Annotated in this window: 18 protein-coding genes and 1 pseudogene; 14 read left to right on the top strand and 5 right to left on the bottom strand. The window is 42.6% G+C overall.

Features of this window, described 5'->3' with window-relative positions:
- Positions 1 to 100 precede the first annotated feature (100 nt).
- The 3 genes from uvrC to porW are packed head-to-tail and all read right to left on the bottom strand — an operon-like array spanning position 101 to position 7,169.
- A complete protein-coding gene (gene uvrC, locus ACVW2L_RS12015) occupies positions 101 to 1,903 on the bottom strand; it encodes an excinuclease ABC subunit UvrC (RefSeq protein ID WP_457128213.1) in 1,803 nt (600 codons plus the stop codon).
- 6 nt (positions 1,904 to 1,909) lie between these two features.
- On the bottom strand, positions 1,910 to 4,177 hold the full coding sequence (locus tag ACVW2L_RS12020) for a penicillin-binding protein 1A (RefSeq protein ID WP_457128214.1): 2,268 nt from the start codon (positions 4,175 to 4,177) through the stop codon (positions 1,910 to 1,912).
- A complete protein-coding gene (gene porW / locus ACVW2L_RS12025; RefSeq protein WP_457128215.1) occupies positions 4,161 to 7,169 on the bottom strand; it encodes a type IX secretion system periplasmic lipoprotein PorW/SprE in 3,009 nt (1,002 codons plus the stop codon). The genes ACVW2L_RS12020 and porW overlap by 17 nt, the downstream gene beginning before the upstream one ends.
- Before the next feature lie 45 nt (positions 7,170 to 7,214).
- Between porW and ACVW2L_RS12030 the strand changes: the two genes are divergently transcribed.
- From ACVW2L_RS12030 to ACVW2L_RS12070, 9 genes and pseudogenes are all read left to right on the top strand, one after another.
- The gene (locus ACVW2L_RS12030; RefSeq protein WP_457128216.1) at positions 7,215 to 7,445 is read left to right on the top strand and encodes an AtpZ/AtpI family protein; all 231 of its coding nucleotides are present in this window, start codon (positions 7,215 to 7,217) and stop codon (positions 7,443 to 7,445) included.
- Entirely contained in the window at positions 7,442 to 7,831 is a 390-nt protein-coding gene (locus ACVW2L_RS12035; RefSeq protein WP_457128217.1) for a hypothetical protein, read from the top strand. The genes ACVW2L_RS12030 and ACVW2L_RS12035 overlap by 4 nt, the downstream gene beginning before the upstream one ends.
- Positions 7,832 to 7,917: 86 nt before the next feature.
- Positions 7,918 to 9,033 (top strand): F0F1 ATP synthase subunit A, encoded by a 1,116-nt coding sequence (gene atpB, locus ACVW2L_RS12040; protein WP_457128218.1) that lies wholly within the window; start codon positions 7,918 to 7,920, stop codon positions 9,031 to 9,033.
- Positions 9,034 to 9,078: 45 nt separating this feature from the next.
- A complete protein-coding gene (gene atpE, locus ACVW2L_RS12045; protein ID WP_457128219.1) occupies positions 9,079 to 9,288 on the top strand; it encodes an ATP synthase F0 subunit C in 210 nt (69 codons plus the stop codon).
- 91 nt (positions 9,289 to 9,379) lie between these two features.
- Positions 9,380 to 9,871 (top strand): F0F1 ATP synthase subunit B, encoded by a 492-nt coding sequence (gene atpF / locus ACVW2L_RS12050; RefSeq protein ID WP_457128220.1) that lies wholly within the window; start codon positions 9,380 to 9,382, stop codon positions 9,869 to 9,871.
- A 78-nt stretch (positions 9,872 to 9,949) separates the two neighbouring features.
- Positions 9,950 to 10,498: an ATP synthase F1 subunit delta gene (gene atpH, locus ACVW2L_RS12055; RefSeq protein WP_457128221.1), complete on the top strand. Its 549-nt coding sequence runs from the start codon at positions 9,950 to 9,952 to the stop codon at positions 10,496 to 10,498.
- Positions 10,499 to 10,522: 24 nt separating this feature from the next.
- The gene (gene atpA, locus ACVW2L_RS12060; RefSeq protein WP_457128222.1) at positions 10,523 to 12,097 is read left to right on the top strand and encodes a F0F1 ATP synthase subunit alpha; all 1,575 of its coding nucleotides are present in this window, start codon (positions 10,523 to 10,525) and stop codon (positions 12,095 to 12,097) included.
- Between the two features lie 134 nt (positions 12,098 to 12,231).
- Complete coding sequence (atpG, locus tag ACVW2L_RS12065) at positions 12,232 to 13,131, top strand: ATP synthase F1 subunit gamma (protein ID WP_457128223.1); 900 nt, start codon at positions 12,232 to 12,234, stop codon at positions 13,129 to 13,131.
- A 284-nt stretch (positions 13,132 to 13,415) separates the two neighbouring features.
- A pseudogene (locus ACVW2L_RS12070) lies at positions 13,416 to 14,298 on the top strand (cupin-like domain-containing protein).
- 54 nt (positions 14,299 to 14,352) lie between these two features.
- Here the strand turns inward: ACVW2L_RS12070 and ACVW2L_RS12075 are convergent.
- Positions 14,353 to 14,769, bottom strand: coding sequence for a YybH family protein (locus ACVW2L_RS12075; RefSeq protein WP_457128224.1), 417 nt, complete (start codon positions 14,767 to 14,769; stop codon positions 14,353 to 14,355).
- A 145-nt stretch (positions 14,770 to 14,914) separates the two neighbouring features.
- On the opposite strand from ACVW2L_RS12075, the gene ACVW2L_RS12080 reads away from it, so the two are divergent.
- Both ACVW2L_RS12080 and ACVW2L_RS12085 read left to right on the top strand, forming a co-directional pair.
- On the top strand, positions 14,915 to 15,793 hold the full coding sequence (locus ACVW2L_RS12080; RefSeq protein WP_457128225.1) for a carbohydrate kinase family protein: 879 nt from the start codon (positions 14,915 to 14,917) through the stop codon (positions 15,791 to 15,793).
- Between the two features lie 9 nt (positions 15,794 to 15,802).
- The gene (locus ACVW2L_RS12085; protein ID WP_457128226.1) at positions 15,803 to 16,297 is read left to right on the top strand and encodes a DinB family protein; all 495 of its coding nucleotides are present in this window, start codon (positions 15,803 to 15,805) and stop codon (positions 16,295 to 16,297) included.
- Between the two features lie 9 nt (positions 16,298 to 16,306).
- On the opposite strand, the gene ACVW2L_RS12090 is transcribed toward ACVW2L_RS12085, so the two are convergent.
- The gene (locus ACVW2L_RS12090; protein WP_457128227.1) at positions 16,307 to 16,591 is read right to left on the bottom strand and encodes a GNAT family N-acetyltransferase; all 285 of its coding nucleotides are present in this window, start codon (positions 16,589 to 16,591) and stop codon (positions 16,307 to 16,309) included.
- 318 nt (positions 16,592 to 16,909) lie between these two features.
- Here ACVW2L_RS12090 and ACVW2L_RS12095 point away from each other — a divergent pair, with 318 nt between their 5' ends.
- The 3 genes from ACVW2L_RS12095 (at position 16,910) to ACVW2L_RS12105 (ending at position 20,890) form a co-directional block, all read left to right on the top strand.
- The gene (locus tag ACVW2L_RS12095; RefSeq protein ID WP_457128228.1) at positions 16,910 to 18,007 is read left to right on the top strand and encodes a vWA domain-containing protein; all 1,098 of its coding nucleotides are present in this window, start codon (positions 16,910 to 16,912) and stop codon (positions 18,005 to 18,007) included.
- A gap of 89 nt (positions 18,008 to 18,096) precedes the next feature.
- The gene (locus ACVW2L_RS12100; protein ID WP_457128229.1) at positions 18,097 to 19,602 is read left to right on the top strand and encodes a sigma 54-interacting transcriptional regulator; all 1,506 of its coding nucleotides are present in this window, start codon (positions 18,097 to 18,099) and stop codon (positions 19,600 to 19,602) included.
- A 7-nt stretch (positions 19,603 to 19,609) separates the two neighbouring features.
- Positions 19,610 to 20,890 (top strand): metallophosphoesterase, encoded by a 1,281-nt coding sequence (locus tag ACVW2L_RS12105; RefSeq protein ID WP_457128230.1) that lies wholly within the window; start codon positions 19,610 to 19,612, stop codon positions 20,888 to 20,890.
- The last annotated feature ends 11 nt before the right edge of the window (positions 20,891 to 20,901 follow it).

Raw genomic sequence — 20,901 nt, forward strand, 5'->3', positions numbered from 1 at the left:
AAAATTAGCTGTTTTTCTGCGTTTTTTGCAACACTTTAGCAACAAAAAAGCAACAGTTTAGCAACACTTTGCATCGCCCTCAGATTACAGTAAATCGCTATTACTCGCCCCCATTAAAGTATCCTAAAATAGCTTTGGCCTGTTTGGTATTTACTACCTCTAACAGCAGCGTTTCATCAGCTTCTCTTATCTTCTTTACAGATTTAAAGTACTTTAAGAGCTTTTCTGCGGTGGTTTTCCCTATTCCTTCTATCAGCTCCAGCTCCGTAACTAAGGTACCCTTATCGCGTTTTTTGCGGTGAAAGGTTATACCGAAACGATGGGCCTCATCGCGGAGCTGCTGTATTACTTTCAGGGTTTCTGATTTTTTATCCAGGTACAGCGGGTACTGGTCGCCGGGGTAGTACAATTCTTCTAAACGTTTGGCAATACCAATTACGGTAACCTGCTTGTCAATGCCCAATAGCTTTAGGCTTTTTACAGCTGACGATAACTGACCCTTACCCCCATCAATTACTATCAGTTGCGGCAGGCCGGTATCTTCGTCTAAAACGCGGCGGTAACGGCGTAAAACCGCTTCTTCCATAGTAGCAAAATCATTAGGTCCTTCAACAGTTTTCACGTTAAAGTGCCGGTAGTCTTTCTTTGATGGCTTGCCATCTCTAAAAACTACAATGGCCGATACCGGGTATTTACCCTGAAAGTTAGAATTATCAAAACACTCTATATGGCGCGGCAGATGGTTCATGCGCAGGTCCTTCATCATCTGCGTTAACAGGCGCTCGGTTCTAACTTCTGGGTTTAACTTCTCATATTGATCTATCCGCTCCTTCTTAAAAAACTGCACATTTTTTTGGGATAAGTCAAGCAGTTTTCTTTTTTCGCCGAGTTTAGGCACCGTAAATTTAAGCGTGCTGTCTTCAATATCCAGGTTAAAGGGTACTATTATTTCTTTTGATGTACTATTATAACGTGTACGGAACTCGCTGATTGCCAACTCAAGTAACTCCTCATCGCTTTCGTCAAGGCGTTTTTTTAGTTCAATTGTTTGCGTTTGAATGATGGTGCCGTGCATCACCTTAAGGTAATTAACAAAGGCGTATTTCTCTTCGCTGGCAATACTGAAAACATCCACTTCGGTAATGGATGAGTTAACCACTGTTGATTTGCTCTGGTAATTTTCCAGCAGGTCAAACTTCCGCTTAAGCCTATGCGCATGCTCATAGTTCATGGCTGATATAGCCTCGTCCATTTCTGTTTTCATTGTGCGTAAAACAGAACCTATCTTCCCATTAAGGATATTGGTTATTTCCTCAATGTTATGATCGTAATCGCCCTCGGTCTGGTAATTCTGGCAAGGGCCCTTGCAGTTACCCAACTGGTACTCTAAACATACCTTAAACTTACCGGCATCAATGTTTTGCCGGGTGAGCGCCAGGTTACAGGTGCGCAACGGGTAAGTATCCTTTATCAGGCTCAGGATGGCATGCATCATGCTTACCGATGCATACGGACCAAGATATTTGGAGCCATCCTTTACTATGCGCCGAGTCCAGAAAATGCGGGGAAAGTTTTCGTTCTTGATGATGATCCAGGGATAGGTTTTATCATCCTTCAGCATTACGTTATACCGCGGCTGGTGCTTTTTTATCAGGCTGTTCTCTAACAGCCAGGCATCAATTTCGGTATCAACAATAGTAAAGGTGATGTTACGTATGCGCGATACCAGCACCCTGGTTTTGGCATTAACGTTAATATCTTTATTAAAATAAGAGCCAACACGGTTGCGCAGGTCCTTTGCCTTGCCGATGTAGATCAGTTCGTTTTCAGCATTCCAGTACTGATAAACCCCTGGCTTATGCGGTATGTTTTTTAAAGCTTCTCTGTAATCAAACTGACTCATCCCGTCCTAAAATCCCAACTTCTTTTCAACTTCACCGGCACCCTGCGTTTGCTGATCATAAGCATCACAATCTAACGGACTATTCAGCGGGTTTTTGGGTAATTCAAATTCAATACCCTTTTGTATACCTAAAGTCTGGTTAGCATACACTTTTTGCATATATAAACCAAATATAGGCAGGGCCGAATTGGCTCCTTCGCCGTTATTAAGCGAGCGGAAGTGGAAATCGCGCTTCTCGCAGCCTGTCCAAATGCCTGTAACCAGTTTAGGAGTTACGCCAATAAACCAACCGTCAGAATTATCGTTGGTTGTACCTGTTTTACCGCCTATGGGGCCGGTCAAATCAAACATCCAGCGCACACGGTTACCTGTGCCGCCCCTTATATCAACAACCCCGCGCAGCATATCTACCATTTTGTAGGCCACTTCTTCATCCATTACCTGTTTAACTTTGGGCGTGTTTGTATATATCGGGTTGCCGTTCTTGTCCTCAATACGCAAAAGGTAGGTAGGCTCTGTCCAAACCCCATGATTAATAAAAGTAGAATAGGCCGCAGTCATTTCCATCACCGTAGCATCAAATGTGCCAAGGCAAATACTTGGTACTTCCTCAACAGGCTCTTTTATACCAAGGTTTTTTATCATTTCTACTACCGGCGGAGGCGTTATTTCGTTCATAAGGCGTGCGGTTACCCAGTTTTGCGAAAAGGCAAGCGCCGTTTTTAGCGTTATCCTGCCAGGCACAGCTTTTCCGGCATTGCGGGGCGTCCAATCTGCCGAACCATAACCTGTTATAGTAATAGGCGCATTATCAATCTTGTAACACGGCGAGTACCCATTTTTTATTGCAGTAGCATAAGTAAAAGGCTTAGCAGTTGAACCCACCTGCCGGGCGCCTACTTTTACCTGATCACTTTTATAATGCTCAAAATTTATACCTCCTACCCAAGCCTTAACATAGCCTGTCGTAGGGTCCATACTCATTAATGAATTACGCAGCAGCATTTGGGCGTATGCAACCGAGTCAATCGGTTTCATTAATGTATCTATATTCCCTTTCCAGGTAAACAAGTTTAATACAATGGGGGTATTAAAATTCTTTACAATGTCCTCATCTGGTAATCCCTCTGTTTTCAAAGAATCGTACCGGTCAGACTCATGCATGCCCTGCTTAATCCGCAGATCATAGTTATTGATTTTAGCAGACAATTTAACACCTTTCCATTCCATATTAAACTGGTGCTGTAGCTTCCGCATCCATTCGCGCTGTGCCTCTTCGGCATACTGCTGCATGGTGGCATCAATGGTGGTATAAATTCTCAACCCATCGTGATACAGATCGTAAGGGGTTCCATCACTTTTAACAAAATTGCCCTGCTTCAATATTTCTGTTACCGTTTTTTTTAATTCCTCCCTGAAATATTGTGCCAATCCGTTATTGTGATTTACGGGATGATAGTCAATACCCAATGGTTTTTGCTGTAGCTCCGTTGCTTCAGTCTTGCTTAGATATTTTTCATCGGCCATGCGTGCCAAAACAAAATTACGTCTGTTTAAAGCACTCTCGGGATGTCTAACCGGCGAATAACGACTTGGCGCATTTACTACGGCTACTAATAAGGCAGCCTGATCTGGCGTTAACTTATCTGCCGTTGTATTAAAAAATGTGCTGGCGGCTGCGCTTATACCATCGCTATGACTACCAAACGGTACAGTATTTAAATACATGGTAATAATTTCCTGCTTGGTATAATGCTTTTCTAAACGTACAGCAATAATCAGTTCTCTTAGTTTTTGAAAACCACGCGCAAAAAAACCATGGGCCCGTCCCTCTTCAGAAAACTGGTTAAGTGCCAATTGCTGAGTAATGGTACTGCCACCCTGCCTGTTACCAATAAGATTATAGGCTATTATAGTAAACGAACGCCAGAAATCAATACCAGAATGGTCGTAAAAATGATTGTCCTCGGTAGCAACAAGCGCATTAAAAACATTGGGGGATATTTTACTGTACGGAACGATTGTTCTGTTCTCTCCCTTATAATATTTGCCAATTTCTGTATTATCAGCAGCGAGAATTGAGGATGCCTGGCTGCTTTTAGGGTTTTCCAGTTCCTGGAGCGACGGCAGCGGGCCAAACAAACCTAAAGTTGTAGACCCAATTAATAATATCACTATAACAAAACAGGTAGCTACAAATTTCCAAATGTATCCATTGTATCTTCGTATATCCTGTTGTGTAAGCTGATCGTTTTTCTTAATAGGTCTGTTCATAATAGTTAATGTAACTATCTAATAAATTTTTGTCGGCTAATTTATTCAGATTTTCCTGTGTTATGATAAAAAAGCTGTATTTATCTTTAGCCACCTTCATAATCTCGGGCAGTAAAGGTGTTATAGCCTTTGCGTAAGCCTTAGCACCCGGCAGGCTGGTAAAACGCCCCACAAATATCAGCTGATTGTTGGGGCCGGCAAATTTTAAACGGTGCACAACGCTATTTAGTTTGTAAGTAACGCGGTTAAATTGCCCTATACCGAAACGAGAGGATGAGAGATCTTGCGTGCCCGTGCTTACATTAATTACAAAATAGTAGTTGGTACTGTCGCGCTCATTAAAAAGGTTAGACACAAACACGGGTTTAACAGGTGCCGCAGCCACAACCGTATCTTTTTTGATTGGAACAGGCAGCTGTGCAATTACGCTATCAGGTTTTGGCGGGTTCACGGCCGGGGCCTGCGCCACAACCGGTGCAACAGGCACAGCGTCCGTTTTAGCCACATCGGGTGGCAAGTTTGGTATAACAACCGGATTTACTTTCGCTATAGCCGGTGGGGATGTTATGGATTGCGGTGTTATAACCGGCGGTGTTACCGGCTTCTGCGTTAAAACAGGCTCTCTGCGCGTTTGCACTACCACAGGGGCGGTGCGGTTACGGTTATACGGTGTTTCCTTTTTATTAGCAATGGGCGATGAAAAAATCAGTTCGTCCTCATCAGCATTGGTTAAAACCACCGGCATGGCAGCCAGTTGCAAACGGTTGGCATTTATATATTCAAAATGCTGCTGTATTAAAGGTGTTATCAATTTATCCTGCGGATAGGCTTTGGCAATATCCTGTAACGATGCCTCAAACGGTACTAATGTTTGCTGATGGCCAGCCGCAATGGCCCGTAAATAACGCAATTGCGGCAAAAGCACGTTATCAGGGTAAATAGCCTGCACACTATCTGCGCCGGTAATTACTTTATCAAATTTTTTACGCTGATAAAGATCGAACAAATTATTGTAGGCGTTTTTTAACTGTGCGTCCTTATCGTTTAACTTATTGGCATAGTCAGGATCCAGGATAACCTTAGCGAAAATTGATTCAGGAAAAGTGCTGATCAATTTGTTTTTATAAGTATCTGATAGCTGTTTGTTGCTATCAAAATATAAACGGTACAGATTATAATATACTCCTGCGTTACCTTCGTTAGCCGGATAACGATTTAGTAATGCTAAATAATTAGCAATAGCCTCGTTATTATCATCCAATATATCGCGGTAAAAATTAGCCATATCTAAATAAGCCGTATAAACCCGCTGATTTGATTGCGCCATTAAAACCGGCGTAAGCGGCAGGTTTTGCATTAAACTTTGCCGGTAGGCCGCAGCAGGCGCCACCAGGTCATTCTTGAGCGAATTGCCGGGTACTACATCGGGATCGCCACCGGCTACACCCGCCGGAAGTACAGACGTGGTAATGGTTGAAGTGCGCTGACTGGTGCGCCAGTTATCCTCCAGCTTACGATTGCCCCATTTTACTTTAAAATCGTTAAAACCCTTGCTTACCGCTGCATTGTTGTAAAAATAAAAGTTGCTGCCTGTACTGGCTATAATCGTGCCTGGGCTTGTTGCCCCGGCATTACTACCGCCTACATTAGCCTGTGCCCCATTTTTAACGGTAGCTTGTCCGCGTTGTATCTCGGCGTTTACTAACCGGTCTATTTTTGCAAGGCGGGCGTCTTCATCCAGTTTGGCCAGCATTTGCACGGTATCTTCAAAAGCTATCACCTTTAATTGGTCAACCAACAGCTGTAGGTTGTTGCTTTTTAATTTTATCTGCCTATAGCCTGGGTAATATACAGAGAGGTTGGTTAACACGCTATCGTAATAACTTTTAGCGGCAACGTAATCAGCGTCGTTTTTGAATTTAATATCGGCTATACTTAAATAGGATAAGCCTTTTTGGGTGCGGTTCCTGGTGCTTTTTTGAATGGATAGGTTGTAATATTTTATAGCATTGGGCAGATCGTGTGCGGCGCGGTAAATATCGGCCACCTGGTAATAGATCTGATCATGAAAATCAGCATTGTTATTGTCTTTAAGCAACTTTAACAGCAGCGCCACCCGATCCTGCTTAACGCCGTCCCGCATATCCTCAATACGTATGCGGTTAAGGCTGGCGTTAAAGGCCATATCAAAGGGGGCGTTACTTTTTACTATGCGGGTATAGCTGGCTATGGCGCTGGCATTTTTATTATTTAACTCCTGCAGTTGGCCCAGAATATAGGTCCAGCGTAATTTGAGTTGCTTCTGCTTTACGGCCGCAATGGCTTTCATCGCCATTTCTTCGGCAGCTTCATACTCCTGCACATTAATATAGTATTGGAGCTGGGCGGCATAAATATTAGCAGGGTTTCTTTTTTTAACGTTTATGTTGGCAAAAGCGCTATCAAGGGTTACGGCGGCTTCCTCAGTATTGTTTTGGTATAATAAGGCCCTTGCCTTCCAGGTCAGCGCCTCCTGTTTCAGATCGGCCCGCTTTGGGAACGAGCGAATAACGTAATTAAAAAACTCAACTGCATTAAAATAATTGTTGGCTAAGTAATTTGCCTTGCCTATTACCAGGTAGGCGTCACCCAGGTATTTGCTCTGCTCCTTTTCGCTTACAATTTTGTTGGCCTTAGCTATAGCGTTTTCAAGATCCTTGTCTACTGCATCTGTTGCCCCAAGCGTATCCGGATAAACAGCCAGCATTTGCTGATAGTTATCAACAAAGCCCGCGGCATAGTCCAATTGCTTTTCTTTTAGTAGTTCGGTGGCGTTAAAAAGCAGGTTATAATGCGCAGTAAGGTTTTGAAGCGCACGGTTTACGGTTGATTTTTTTTGAAGGGAGCACCCTGCTATTATTAATAGCGGAGTTACCATCAGGAATATAATCCGCTTAATTACAGTAAATTTATGTGTACAACTCAAAATATCAACCCGGTGTTTAAAAAGCATGGCTAAATTAGTAAATAGTATACAACAGGATTAATAAATTTGCGGATGGTTGAAAATGAACAAAAAGATAAACCCGGGGCCGGCAAAGCAGTAAATGCCTATGCCAGGTATAGCGCCATGGGTTTCCAGATGATAGCTATTATAGGTGTGTTTACTTTTATCGGTTATAAAATAGATGCTTCTACCAATCATTCAACAAAATGGGTAACGGCCGTGCTGTCACTTGTTGGTGTTTTTATCTCATTGTACATTGTTATCAGATCTGTAAAAAATTGAAAAAAATAATATTTAAGCTCATTCCCTTTTTGCTATTTACCCTGTTGCTGGCAGCTATACCATTAGGGCTGAAATTTATGGGCATGCCAAAATTGGTGGCAGCCCAATTTTGGCTGATGTTTGCATTTATTTGTTTTTTAACCCTTTCCGTTCTGATTTTTGTTTTGGTGATACAAAATTTAATGCCGGAGTATTATGCCCAGGCTTTTTTAGCTGCAACCGTTTTTAAGATGCTGGCTTGCCTTTGTTTTATGCTGTTTTTGATGCTCAAAACTTCGGTAAATAAACCTGCTTTTGTGGCCGATTTTTTCTATTTATATTTCTTAAATACGGGCTTTGAAGTTTACCTTTTGTTGCGTAACTTGCGCAACCAAAAATTAAAGTAAAAAACTTTATTTAGATGTATAAAAGCTCTATTTTGAAAGCAAAAAAAATTACCCTTCTATCCATTTTCTGCGTTTTTTTAGCATTAATGGCCTTTTCTGTTCCCTCTTTTTCTCAAGAACATGCTGCCGAACACAGTACTGATACCGTAACTACCGAACACGTTGCAGAAGGTGTTGCACACGAAGTCGGCGAAGCAGTTGGAACCGAAGGTGGAGAGCATGGCGGCGAAAAGAAATTTGATGCAGGCGAGGTTATTTCAGAGCACATTGCTGATTCACACTCGTTCCACATAATTGGAGAAACTGCAATGCCATTACCTGTCATTTTATATACAGATAAAGGTTTGGAGGTTTTTTCTTCAGCACATTTTGAACATGGCCATGCCGACTATACCGGTAAATATTATACCTATCGCTTAATTAAAGACAAAGTAAATATTGTAGGTGTAGCAGGTGAGTTATTGCCGGCAGCTACGGTTATTAAACTGCATACCACACTTATTGATCTTTCTATCACCCGCAATGTGGTAAGCATGTGGCTTTCGATAGCAGTTTTGCTTATCATATTTTTTGCAGTGTCTTCTGCCTATAAAAAACGTAGTGGACAAGCCCCCAAGGGCCTGCAATCATTTATGGAGCCCCTTATCCTTTTCGTTCGCGACGATATTGCCCGCCCTAATATTGGTTATAAATATCAACGCTACATGCCGTTGTTATTAACCATTTTCTTTTTTATATGGATAAATAACCTAATGGGTTTAATACCTTTCTTTCCGGGTGGTTCTAACTTAACCGGTAACATTGCTGTAACGCTGGTATTGTCTGTTATAACTTTAATTGTTGTTAACTTTGGTTCTAACAAACATTACTGGGCGCACATTTTTGTTCCGCATAGTGTACCTAAAGTTTTATGGCCATTATGGTGGGTTATTGAGCTTGTAGGCATTATATCAAGACCCTTCGCTTTAATGATACGTTTGTTTGCTAACATTACTGCGGGCCACATTATCGTGTTAAGCTTAATATCACTTATTTTCGTTTTTAAATCATTATATATTGCACCGGTATCGGTTGCGTTTGTGGTGTTTATGGACGTGCTTGAGCTACTGGTTGCAGCGCTACAAGCTTTCATTTTCACCATGCTTACTGCACTGTTTATAGGTGCAGCTATTGAAGAGCCTCATCCAGATGCTCACCACTAATTTGTAAATAACTATACATATATATTAACTTTTAAATTTAAAACAATGGTTGGAAGTATCGCTGCACTTGGTGCAGGTTTAGCAGTTATCGGTGCCGGTATCGGTGTTGGTCAAATTGGTGGCAAAGCAGTAGAAGGTATTGCTCGTCAGCCAGAAGCAGCTGCAAAAATCCAAACTGCAATGATCATCGCTGCTGCACTTGTTGAAGGTGTTGCTTTGTTCGGTGTGGTTGTATCATTTATGGGCTTGAAATAATCAATTCCCGTAAGGTAAAAATTAACCGTACCGCAGCGATTGGCGGCGGTACGGTTATTAAACATTAAACTTTAAATTCTGAATATAAACAATGGAATTAGTTACCCCAGAACTTGGCTTAGTATTTTGGACCACAGTATCATTTTTAATACTGTTTTTCCTGCTTGCTAAATTTGCATGGAAGCCTATTATCGGCGCCATTGACGAAAGAGAACGCTTTATTGAAAGTGCTTTATTAAAAGCGGAAGCTGCTAAAGAAGAAATGTCTCGTTTAACCAACGAGAACGAAGCTTTATTAAAACAAGCCCGTGTTGAGCGCGACGCAATTTTATCAGAAGCTAAAAAGGTAAAAGATCAGATCATAAGCGACGCTAAAGAGGCTGCGCATACAGAAGGTGCACGCCAGATAGAGCTTGCCCGTATTGAGATTAACAACCAAAAAGCTATTGCAATGGCTGATGTTAAAAATCAGGTTGCCTCATTATCGCTTGAGATTGCTGAAAAAGTGCTGAGAAAGCAATTTGAAGATCAGCAAAAACAAGACGAACTGGTAAGCCAGTTATTGAAAGAAGTAAAATTATAGACATAAGAATCAAGAGTCAAGAATCAAGACGATATAGTTCTTGGCTCTTGGTTCTTGGTTCTTACATCTCACAAAAATATGTCAGAACTAACGGTAGCATCCAGGTACGCAAAATCATTAATAGATCTTTCAGAAGAGCAAAATTCTTTGGAAACTGTTAATGGCGACATGGTGTTTTTCCTGCAAACATTGAAAGCTAATTCGCAGTTAAAGGCGGTATTAAGCAATCCTATTATCTCTCATGCAAAAAAGCTGGGTGTGCTTACAGAGGTGTTTGCCTCAAGGGTAAGTGCCTTGTCTATCGCTTTTTTTAAGATAATGATCAATAAAGGCCGCGGGCTGGTGCTTTATACCACCGCCCAGGAGTTTATTAATCTGTACAACATCAAAAAGCATATTACCAAAGCTACTGTTACATCGGCTACCCCGCTATCAGAAGCAAACAAAGCTAAATTGCTGGCTGATGTTAAAGAAGCCATTGGTGGCGAGATCATATTGGATGCCAAGATTGATCCGGCGCTTATTGGCGGTTTTGTATTAACTGTTGGCGACAGGCAGATTGATACCAGTATAGCAAGCAATTTAAAAAAGTTAAAAAAAGACTTTGCCCAAGGCATTGTTAAGTAAAAATCATTAAAATCAAAATAAAAAATGGTAGAGGTAAGACCAGATGAAGTATCAGCAATTTTGCGTCAGCAATTAGCAGGCTTCAAGTCAGAATCTGAATTAGAAGAAGTTGGTACCGTACTTCAGGTTGGAGATGGTATTGCACGCGTTTATGGTTTAACCAAAGTACAGTCAGGTGAGCTGGTTGAATTTGGAACAGGCCTGCAAGGCATTGTATTGAACCTTGAAGAAGATAACGTTGGTGTTGTATTATTAGGCAAGAGCGACGAGATCAGAGAAGGTGACACTGTTAAACGTACTAACAAGATCGCTTCTATCAACGTAGGCGAAGGCATGCTTGGCCGTGTTGTTGACACATTGGGCGCACCTATTGATGGTAAAGGACCTATCCAGGGCCAGACTTACGAGATGCCTTTGGAGCGTAAAGCACCGGGCGTTATCTACCGTCAGCCGGTTACCGAGCCTTTACAAACAGGTATCAAAGCTATTGACGCGATGATCCCTATTGGCCGTGGCCAGCGTGAGTTGGTTATTGGCGATCGCCAGACAGGTAAAACCGCAGTTTGTATCGATACCATCATCAACCAAAAAGAATTTTATGATGCAGGCGAGCCTGTGATCTGTATATATGTTGCCTGCGGACAAAAAGCGTCTACAGTAGCTAACATCGTTCGTGCTTTAGAAGAAAAAGGTGCTATGCCTTATTCAATTATTGTTGCGGCAAACGCTTCTGACTCTGCTACTATGCAATACTTTGCTCCATTAGCAGGTGCAGCAATCGGCGAGTATTTCCGTGATACCGGAAGACCGGGATTAATTGTTTATGATGACTTGTCAAAACAAGCAGTTGCTTACCGTGAGGTATCATTGTTACTACGTCGCCCACCGGGCCGTGAGGCTTATCCTGGTGACGTATTTTACCTGCACAGCCGTTTATTAGAGCGTGCCGCTAAGATCAATAATAATGATTCTATCGCAAGCCAAATGAATGATTTGCCTGAGTCTATCCGCGGTATCGTTAAAGGTGGCGGTTCGTTAACTGCACTTCCTATTATCGAAACTCAAGCGGGTGACGTATCAGCATACATCCCAACCAACGTAATTTCAATTACTGATGGTCAGATCTTCCTTGAATCAAACCTGTTTAACGCAGGTGTTCGTCCGGCTATTAACGTAGGTATCTCGGTATCTCGTGTAGGTGGTAACGCGCAGATCAAATCAATGAAGAAAGTGGCAGGTACCTTAAAACTTGACCAGGCTCAGTTCCGCGAGTTAGAGGCTTTCTCTAAATTCGGTTCAGACTTAGATGCTTCAACCAAAAACGTATTGGACAAAGGTGCCCGTAACGTTGAGGTGTTGAAACAAGGTCAATTCTCTCCTGTAACTGTTGAAAAACAAGTGGCTATTATCTATTTAGGTACTAAAAACTTAATGCGTAGTGTACCTGTAAATAAAATACGCGAGTTTGAACTTGAGTACACTACTCAATTAGAAATGCGTCATCCAGAAGTGCTTGCAGGCCTTAAAGCCGGTAAGTTTGATGACTCGTTAACCAGCGTGTTAGAGAAAGTAGCTAAAGAAGTTGCAGCAAATTATTAATTAGATGTGAGATATTAGATGTGAGTATTGAGATAATACTCACATTTTAATAGAGATATAAATAACCAGGGATAAGAATTTGAAAGCGAGATGAAAATCTCAGATCTCAAATCTCAAATCTCAAATCTCCAAAAATGGCTAATTTAAAAGAAGTAAGAAACAGGATAGGTTCTGTAAGATCAACGCAGCAGATTACCAAAGCCATGAAAATGGTTTCGGCAGCTAAGTTGAAACGGGCTACCAATGCTATAGTTGAGCTGCGCCCTTATGCCAACAAGCTTAAGGAACTGCTGGCTAATTTGTCTTCGAGCCTTGAAGACGGCGCATCGCCGTTTTTGCAGCAACGCGAGCCAGCCCGTGTTTTGATTGTAGCTATTACATCAAACCGTGGCCTTGCAGGTGCATTTAACGCTAACGTTATTAAAACTGTCAATAACCTGATAGCCGAAAAATACAGCGAGCAGTATAAAGCAGGCAATGTTTCTATTGTAGCAATAGGTAAAAAATCTCAGGAGTATTACGAACGCCGTAAATACAATGTAATTGGCAACAATAACGAGGTTTATAACAACCTGACTTTTGCCAATGTTTCTGCTATTACCGAAAGCATTATGGATGGTTTCCTGAAGGGTGACTATGATCGTGTTGAGATTGTTTACAATCACTTTAGAAACGCCGCCATGCAGTTTTTAATTACCGAGCAATTATTGCCGGTACCTAAAGCTGAAAAAACAGAGGTTGCACCTGTTAAAGGTGAAATTAATGCGCAGGTAGATTACATACTGGAGCCATCAAAAGAAGAGATAGTTGAGCAGCTGATACCTAAGAACATCAAAATACAATTATATCGCGGTGTGCTAGATTCGGTAGCATCTGAACACGGTGCCCGTATGACGGCGATGGATAAAGCAACTGAGAACGCAGGCGAGTTGTTAAAGGCACTTAAGCTTTCGTACAACCAGGCGCGCCAAGCAGCTATTACTACAGAGCTTACAGAGATTGTGAGTGGTGCAGCAGCCCTATCATCAGACTAAAAAGACAATTAATAAACTTAAATATCAGGCTCTCCGAATTATCGGGGGGCCTTTTTTGTGCGACCGCTCAGTCATGCCGAACTTGTTTCGGTATCCCACAGGACATAAACGCGGGCTTTGCTTGCGAGGTGCTGAAACAAGTTTAGCATGACTATTAAAAGATAACCCTATATATAATTTAATACTCCCTTATCACTAACCTAATACCACTACCGTAATTTTGAAATTTTAGGTGAAGCGTATATTAAGCCCACCGTACATTCATTTAATCCCCTTACTACAAAATGGGTTTCATTCTTAGCGCTATTGATACCGTTGATACAATTAACGCGGCCGACTTTAAAAAGAAATATCTTGATCCGCGTCGTCCCCTGGTGATAAAAGGTTTAACCCGCGATTGGCCGGCTCTAAGCAAATGGACGCCGGAATACCTAAAACAGGTTGTGGGCCAACAGGTGGTTCCGCTTTATAATAATGCTAAAGCCGATCCATCCAAGCCCATTAATTCGGCAGCCGCAGAAATGCCTTTTGACGACTATATGGATTTGATAATGGCGCAACCTACTGAGCTGCGCATTTTCTTCTTCAATATATTTAAACACGCCCCCGAGCTGTTAAACGACCTGATACTACCCAAGGATTTGATGGGTGGCTTTATAGAAAACATGCCTGCTATGTTTTTTGGTGGCTCAAACTCAGTTACATTTTTACATTACGACATTGACTTGCCGCATATTTTTCATACCCATTTTCATGGCAACAAGCATATCATCCTGTTTGAAAACAAATGGAAGGAACGCCTATACTGCCTACCCAACGCTACGTACGCACTTGAAGATTACGACGTGGCCAACCCCGATACTAAGAAATTCCCGGCCTTAGAAGGTGTAAAAGGCATTGAAGTTTTCTTAGAACATGGCGATACCCTGTTTATGCCAACAGGCTATTGGCATTGGATGAAGTATCTGGACGGTTGGATATTCACTAAGCCTGCGTGCCTGGGACGCATCCCTAAGCCGCAAAGCTGCCAGCTTGTATAACCTGGCCATAAAAGGCGGATTAGATAGCGTGCTTAAAATGGCTTTAAAGGGTAATTATGCCAGGTATAGGGAGGCTGCTGCTGTTAGGCTGGCTGATAAAGCACTGGCAAAGGGAAAGCCGTATTGAAGAATAGCGTATGAGGTGTCATCTTCAGATTATTAACTATCCCTCAGCTTCACGTCACGACGTATGATCAACCACCACTTTCCACTCTCCTTTTATTTTTCTGAACCACAGTGTAAAATAACCGCCCGGGTTATCCTTTTCGCGCTTTAAATGCCATGCGCCGAAAACAAAGGCGTTGGTAGCGTTAATTACATTCACCTTTTTTATATCAAAAGATAAAATGCCCATTGCTGCTTTGTCCGGGTAGCTGCGCTTGTAATTATCAAGCGTAGCCTGCCAGCCGTAGGTAGGTTTTAAACTAACAAACATCAGTGAGTCCGACTTCCAGTAGCCTTGCATAAAGCCTTCCAGATCGCCGCGGTTCCAGGCGGCCATTTGCTTGTTCATTACGTTAATTATACGCTTACTCTCCTGGGCAAACATTGTGTGCACAGTTAACGTAAAAATGCATACCAATAAAAACTTTTTCATACTTAAATATACACGTATCTGCTAAAATTAAAATAAGGTAGCATTAATAAACATTAGCCTAACAATAATTTAACATAACAGCTACAAAAAAGGGCTTAACTTTGGCGGGCGGTATTTAAACTGCATTGCTACTTAAAAAGACAATATGAATAAAACTATACTCTGTTTTGGCGAAGTTTTGTGGGATACCTTTGGCGATGGAAAACAGCCGGGTGGAGCAACCATGAATGTAGCTTTCCATTTAATGCAGCAGGGTGCGCCGGTTTGCTTTGTGAGCAGCGTAGGCAATGACAAACCTGGTGTTGAGTTGCTTGAATTTTTAAAAGATAACAACCTGTTTGGGCCGCTTGTTCAGCGCAGCAGGAATTTTCCAACTTGCGAAGTAACGGTTGAGCTTGATGATAAACAGCAAGCCACCTATGTAATTCCGCAGCCGGTATCATGGGACCATATCGAACCTCAAAAAGCGTTAACCGCAATGGCCGAACAGGCATCAGCCATTGTGTTTGGCAGCCTGGTTTGCCGCGATACGGTATCAAGAAACACCTTATTAAATCTGTTAAGCGATACCAAAGCCTTAAAGGTATTTGATGTTAACCTGCGCTCGCCGCATTACACACAAACCACCATTGAAACACTGGCCGCCCATGCCGATGTAGTGAAGATGAACGAGGAAGAAGCCAACCTGCTTTTATCAAGCAAAAAAGGTACGCTAAAGGATAGGATAACCGAGTTCCATATGAAGTACCACGTTAAAACAATATGCGTTACACTTGCCGAGCGGGGCGCTGTAGTTTGGCATGATCATGAGTTTTATGAGCATCCCGGTTATCCCGTAAAAGTGGTTGATACCGTGGGAGCGGGTGATGCCTTCCTGGCTACTTTTGTTAAGGGCCTGCTTGATAAACTGCCTATGACTGACATATTGAAACGATCATGCGCGGTTGGCGGTTTTGTTGCCGGCAAACGCGGCGCTAACCCCCGTTACGTTGAGGGTGTAACAGAACTGATGGAAACCTGGTAATAAACGTCTATGATAGACTTTTGGAAACAAACCATTTGGCAGCAATATGGGGCGGCCATAGATATGCTGGGAAATGCTATTGCAGCATGCCCTGAAGATTTATGGAGCGGTGAGTCTAAGTTTTGGTACAACGCCTATCATGCCCTGTTTTTTCTGGACTATCACTCCACAGAAGATGCCGGTAGCTTTATGCCCCCGCAGCCTTTTACTTTATCAGAGATGGACCCATCAGGTTTAATGCCCGATCGTGTTTACAGTAAGGCTGAGCTTCTTACTTACCTGGAGTATGGCAGAAATAAATGTTACGATAAAATAAAGCGTTTAACGGGGGAAGACGTTGAAAAAACCATTCCTAACAATTACAAAAAGGATTTTAACGAGATTGAAATTCTATTGTCCAGCATGCGTCATGTACAACATCATACAGCGCAGTTAAACTTGTTGCTACGGCAAAATAGCAATGAGCCCCCCAAGTGGGCCTCAAGGGCCAAAAAACAATATTGATGTTTTGGATCAGGCAACCAGGCGCTCCCAATCCGGGTGCCGCTTTAACCAAACCTTGATATAGGCGCAATACGGAACCACCTTTAACTGGTGCTCCTCTACATATTGAAATACCTTTTCAACAAGCGCGGGGGCAACACCCTGTCCTTCCAGTTCAACAGGCACTTCGGTATGTGTTAAAAACATTTTATCTCCACGCAGCTGATAATCAATAAAAGCCCGGTGGCCGTCAACAAACATCTCAAAATTATGGTTTTCGGTGTTGTTAACTAATGGCAGGTTAGTGTATGGCATAATCTAATTTAGGAAAGTATTTTTAATAAACTATTTATTTAACAATGGGTTTTAGTTGGGTGATTTAAATTACAAAAGAATAAATAGGACGACACAACTCCCCTCTCGAGAGAGGGCGAATAGGCAGTAGCGGTAGCGGGTGTGTGTTAAATCGTTTATATAACACACCCCTCCACCCCTCTTAACAGGGGAATCGCACATGCCCACCTCTTCTTTTAAATTCTGCAACCTAAGTTGATTGTCATTACATCCTAACAATTGTATTTAGTTGAACTTTTCACACAAATAATGCGTTAATTTATAACTGAAAGGCAAAATATGCGTGGTTACGGATTTACAAAGTTTACGCCAAACGAACTACCCAAAGGCGGATTTGACGAATTACTGAAATTATTTTTAGAGTTGCTCAACTATACATCGGGCGATGCAGGCGAAGCGTTGGCCTGGATGAATGAGTTAGATAAACAATACGGCCTTACCAACGATGAGTATGGCATGGGCGATTTTATTGACGAGCTTAAACAAAAGGGCTATTTGGATGATGACCGCGATGGCGGCGGTTTTAAAATTACCGCCAAGGCCGAGCAAAGCATTCGCCAGTCGGCTTTGGAGGAGATCTTTGGTAAACTAAAAAAATCAGGCAAGGGCAACCACCGCTCTCCGCAATCTGGCCAGGGTGATGAGAAAAATGCCGAGCGCCGCGAGTTTGAGTTTGGCGATAGTTTGGACCAGATAGACATGACACAGTCTATCCATAACGCCCAGGTTAACCACGGCATTGGGGATTTCCAGATGACGGAGCGCGACCTGGAAGTAGAGGAAAAAGATTATAAAACCCTTACCTCTACTGTGCTGATGATAGATATATCGCACTCCATGATATTGTATGGAGAGGACAGGATAACGCCCGCCAAAAAAGTAGCCATGGCGCTGGCTGAACTGATCCGCACAAAATACCCGAAGGACACTCTGGATATTGTAGTGTTTGGCAACGATGCGTGGCCCGTTACGCTGCGTGATCTCCCCTATCTGCAAGTTGGGCCGTATCATACTAATACCTATGCAGGTTTGGAACTGGCTACGGATTTGCTGCGCCGTAGAAAAACATCTAACAAGCAAATTTTTATGATAACCGATGGTAAGCCTACCTGCTTAAAGGAAGGTACCAAATATTATAAAAACAGTATTGGCTTGGATCGTAAGGTGGTTAATAAAACCCTAAACATGGCGGCGCAATGCAAGCGCTTAAAAATACCTATCACCACATTTATGATAGCTAACGACCCTTACCTGCAACAGTTTGTACGTAAGTTTACCGAAACAAACGGTGGTAAAGCGTTTTACAGCTCGCTAAATAATTTGGGCGAGTATATTTTTGAGGATTACGCAAGGAATAGAAGGAAGAATGTTAGGTAAATGTGCAGATATGCGAATGTGCAGATGTGCAAATAAATAAAATGTGATTACGAGCTACGCTCGAAATGACAAACATCTTAAAGAGACTTATGAGTAATTTGAATATAAAAACATTAGGTGAACTAAAAGCCACCAATTACAAAAGCGAATCAGTTAAAGACGAATTACGCCGTAACCTGATAACGCAGCTGCAAAAAAAAGAAGAAGGTGGTTTTGAAGGTATCATCGGTTTTGAAGATACTGTAATTCCCGATCTGCAAACCGCTATTCTATCGCGCCATAATATTTTGTTGCTGGGTTTGCGCGGACAAGCAAAAACACGCATAGCCCGCTTGCTGGTTAATTTGCTGGATGAATACATCCCTTACATAGCCGGTTCTGAACTTTTTGATGATCCATTGAATCCTATTTCATGGTTCGGGCATAATATTGTGCAGGAAAAGGGCGATGACACGCCTATCGCCTGGATCCACCGCAGCGAACGATATACAGAAAAACTGGCGACGCCCGATGTTACCGTTGCCGACCTTATCGGTGATGTTGACCCCATTAAGGCTGCCACCATGAAGCTAACTTATTCAGACGAGCGGGTAATTCACTTCGGTTTGATCCCAAGGGCGCACAGAGGTATTTTTGTTATCAATGAGTTGCCGGATCTGCAAGCGCGCATCCAGGTATCACTGTTTAATATTTTGCAGGAACGCGACATCCAGATCCGTGGTTTTAAATTGCGTTTACCGTTAGATATCCAGTTTGTATTTACCGCTAACCCTGAAGATTATACCAACCGTGGCTCCATAGTTACGCCGTTAAAGGACCGTATAGAAAGCCAGATCTTGACCCACTATCCGCGTTCAGTTGAAATTTCGCGCAAAATCACCCAACAGGAAGCATCCCTTACGCCAGAGCAAAAAGCAACGGTAGAGGCTGATGGCTTAGTAAAAGATCTGGTGGAACAAATAGCCTTTGAGGCACGCAGTTCAGAATACATCGATAAAAAATCGGGTGTATCTGCCCGTTTAACCATTGCCGCTTACGAGAACTTGATCAGCAACGCCGAGCGCCGCATGATCATTAATCACGAGCCAAATACTTTTGTGCGGATCTCGGATTTTCTGGGCGTTATTCCTGCTATTACGGGCAAGATAGAATTGGTATACGAAGGTGAGTTAGAAGGCCCGGCAAAAGTTGCTAATATCCTTATTGGCAAAGCTATAAAAACACTGTTGCTTAAATACTTCCCTGACCCAGAAAAGGCCAAGAAAAGTAAAGCGGCTAACCCATATGCTGCAATTGTTGCCTGGTTTGCAGATGGCAATACGCTTTCGGTTTTAGATGACCTATCAGCAGTTGAGTATAAAAAAGCATTGAACGGCGTACCCGGGTTGAAAGATGTGATCAAAAAATTCCATCCTAATTTAACCGACAACCAACAATTGATATTGATGGAGTTTGTGCTGCATGGCCTTGCCGAATTTTCGCAATTGAGCAAAGGTTTCCTGGATAATGGCTTCGCATTCTCTGATATGTTTAACAGCCTGTTCAACCTGCAGCCAGACGATGATGACATTGATTTGGATGATGACCGTTACTAAGCGTTAAATGTTCTCGCAGATACCAATAATCCTAATTTTAGGCGCAGGTTTATTTGCGCTGGATACCTACCTGTTCGGCGGACTTGTGGCTGCTTTTAAACGCCGCGCCTTTGTGCATAAAAAAGGCTTTAAGTTGGGCTATTTCGTTTTTTCGGCCATATTAATAGCTGGCACCATCTGTAGTATCTACTTGAAACTGCCGGTAGGCACCCGTGCCGGTTTCCTGATGGTGTTTTTTGTGTTGATGATCATCAAGGTTACCTTTTTACCGTTCGTGTTAATTGACGATGGTCGCCGCTTATTTATTTGGCTGAAAAGCAAGGAACGGAAACCTATCTCCGCACCTGTCGCTGAAGGCAAAAAAGAAACCATCCCCCGCGCTGAGTTTTTATTAAAAGCGGGTTTAATAACCGGCGTTGTTCCCTTGGCAGGTATTGGTGTAGGCATTGTATCAGGTGCATATGATTACCGTGTACGCAGGCAAGTATTATATCTGCCTAATTTACCAAAGGCGTTTAACGGGATGACGATAGGCCAGATCTCTGACGTGCACTCCGGTAGTTTTTATAATAAAAAAGCCGTTGAGCGCGGGATTGAGCTGCTATTGCAACAAAAACCGGAGGTAATATTCTTTACCGGCGATCTGGTTAACAAGCGCAGCGACGAGATGTACGGCTATCAGGATATCTTCAGCAAAGTTAAAGCGCCGCTGGGTGTTTTCTCAACCTTGGGTAATCATGATTATGGCGATTATTACTATGACTGGCCATCAGAAGCTGCAAAAAGAAAAAATCTGGACGATTTGAAAGTCACCCATAAAAACATGGGTTGGGATTTGTTATTGAACCAAAACCGCCGCTTAAAAGTAAACGGAGAAGAAATAGGCATTTTAGGCTGCGAGAACTGGGGTGAGCTAACCCGTTTTCCTAAATACGGCAAAATGGAACCCACTGTTAAGGGTACGGAAGACCTGCCTGTTAAACTACTGTTATCGCACGACCCATCACACTGGAGGGCACAGGTATTACAGAAATATCCACAGATAGATGTCATGTTCTCGGGCCATACGCATGGCATGCAGTTTGGCGTAAGAACGGAGCATTTTCAATGGAGCCCCGTTAAATATGTGTACAAAGAATGGGCAGGTTTGTACCGCGAAGCCAACCAGCAATTATATGTAAACGTGGGCTACGGTTTCCTCGGCTTCCCGGGCAGGGTTGGAATATTGCCGGAGATTACGATATTTGAATTACGATCAGCCGCCGACCCATCGTTAATTAAGGCCTAATTGGCGGCAGC

Source organism: Mucilaginibacter sp. HD30, assembly GCF_054061755.1.

Coding starts and splice junctions, on each gene's coding strand:
- uvrC (WP_457128213.1), bottom strand. CDS start 1,903: ATGAGTCAGTTTGATTACAGAGAAGCTTTAAAAAACATACCGCATAAG.
- ACVW2L_RS12020 (WP_457128214.1), bottom strand. CDS start 4,177: ATGAACAGACCTATTAAGAAAAACGATCAGCTTACACAACAGGATATA.
- porW (WP_457128215.1), bottom strand. CDS start 7,169: ATGCTTTTTAAACACCGGGTTGATATTTTGAGTTGTACACATAAATTT.
- ACVW2L_RS12030 (WP_457128216.1), top strand. CDS start 7,215: ATGGTTGAAAATGAACAAAAAGATAAACCCGGGGCCGGCAAAGCAGTA.
- atpB (WP_457128218.1), top strand. CDS start 7,918: ATGGCCTTTTCTGTTCCCTCTTTTTCTCAAGAACATGCTGCCGAACAC.
- atpE (WP_457128219.1), top strand. CDS start 9,079: ATGGTTGGAAGTATCGCTGCACTTGGTGCAGGTTTAGCAGTTATCGGT.
- atpF (WP_457128220.1), top strand. CDS start 9,380: ATGGAATTAGTTACCCCAGAACTTGGCTTAGTATTTTGGACCACAGTA.
- atpH (WP_457128221.1), top strand. CDS start 9,950: ATGTCAGAACTAACGGTAGCATCCAGGTACGCAAAATCATTAATAGAT.
- atpA (WP_457128222.1), top strand. CDS start 10,523: ATGGTAGAGGTAAGACCAGATGAAGTATCAGCAATTTTGCGTCAGCAA.
- atpG (WP_457128223.1), top strand. CDS start 12,232: ATGGCTAATTTAAAAGAAGTAAGAAACAGGATAGGTTCTGTAAGATCA.
- ACVW2L_RS12075 (WP_457128224.1), bottom strand. CDS start 14,769: ATGAAAAAGTTTTTATTGGTATGCATTTTTACGTTAACTGTGCACACA.
- ACVW2L_RS12080 (WP_457128225.1), top strand. CDS start 14,915: ATGAATAAAACTATACTCTGTTTTGGCGAAGTTTTGTGGGATACCTTT.
- ACVW2L_RS12085 (WP_457128226.1), top strand. CDS start 15,803: ATGATAGACTTTTGGAAACAAACCATTTGGCAGCAATATGGGGCGGCC.
- ACVW2L_RS12090 (WP_457128227.1), bottom strand. CDS start 16,591: ATGCCATACACTAACCTGCCATTAGTTAACAACACCGAAAACCATAAT.
- ACVW2L_RS12095 (WP_457128228.1), top strand. CDS start 16,910: ATGCGTGGTTACGGATTTACAAAGTTTACGCCAAACGAACTACCCAAA.
- ACVW2L_RS12100 (WP_457128229.1), top strand. CDS start 18,097: ATGAGTAATTTGAATATAAAAACATTAGGTGAACTAAAAGCCACCAAT.
- ACVW2L_RS12105 (WP_457128230.1), top strand. CDS start 19,610: ATGTTCTCGCAGATACCAATAATCCTAATTTTAGGCGCAGGTTTATTT.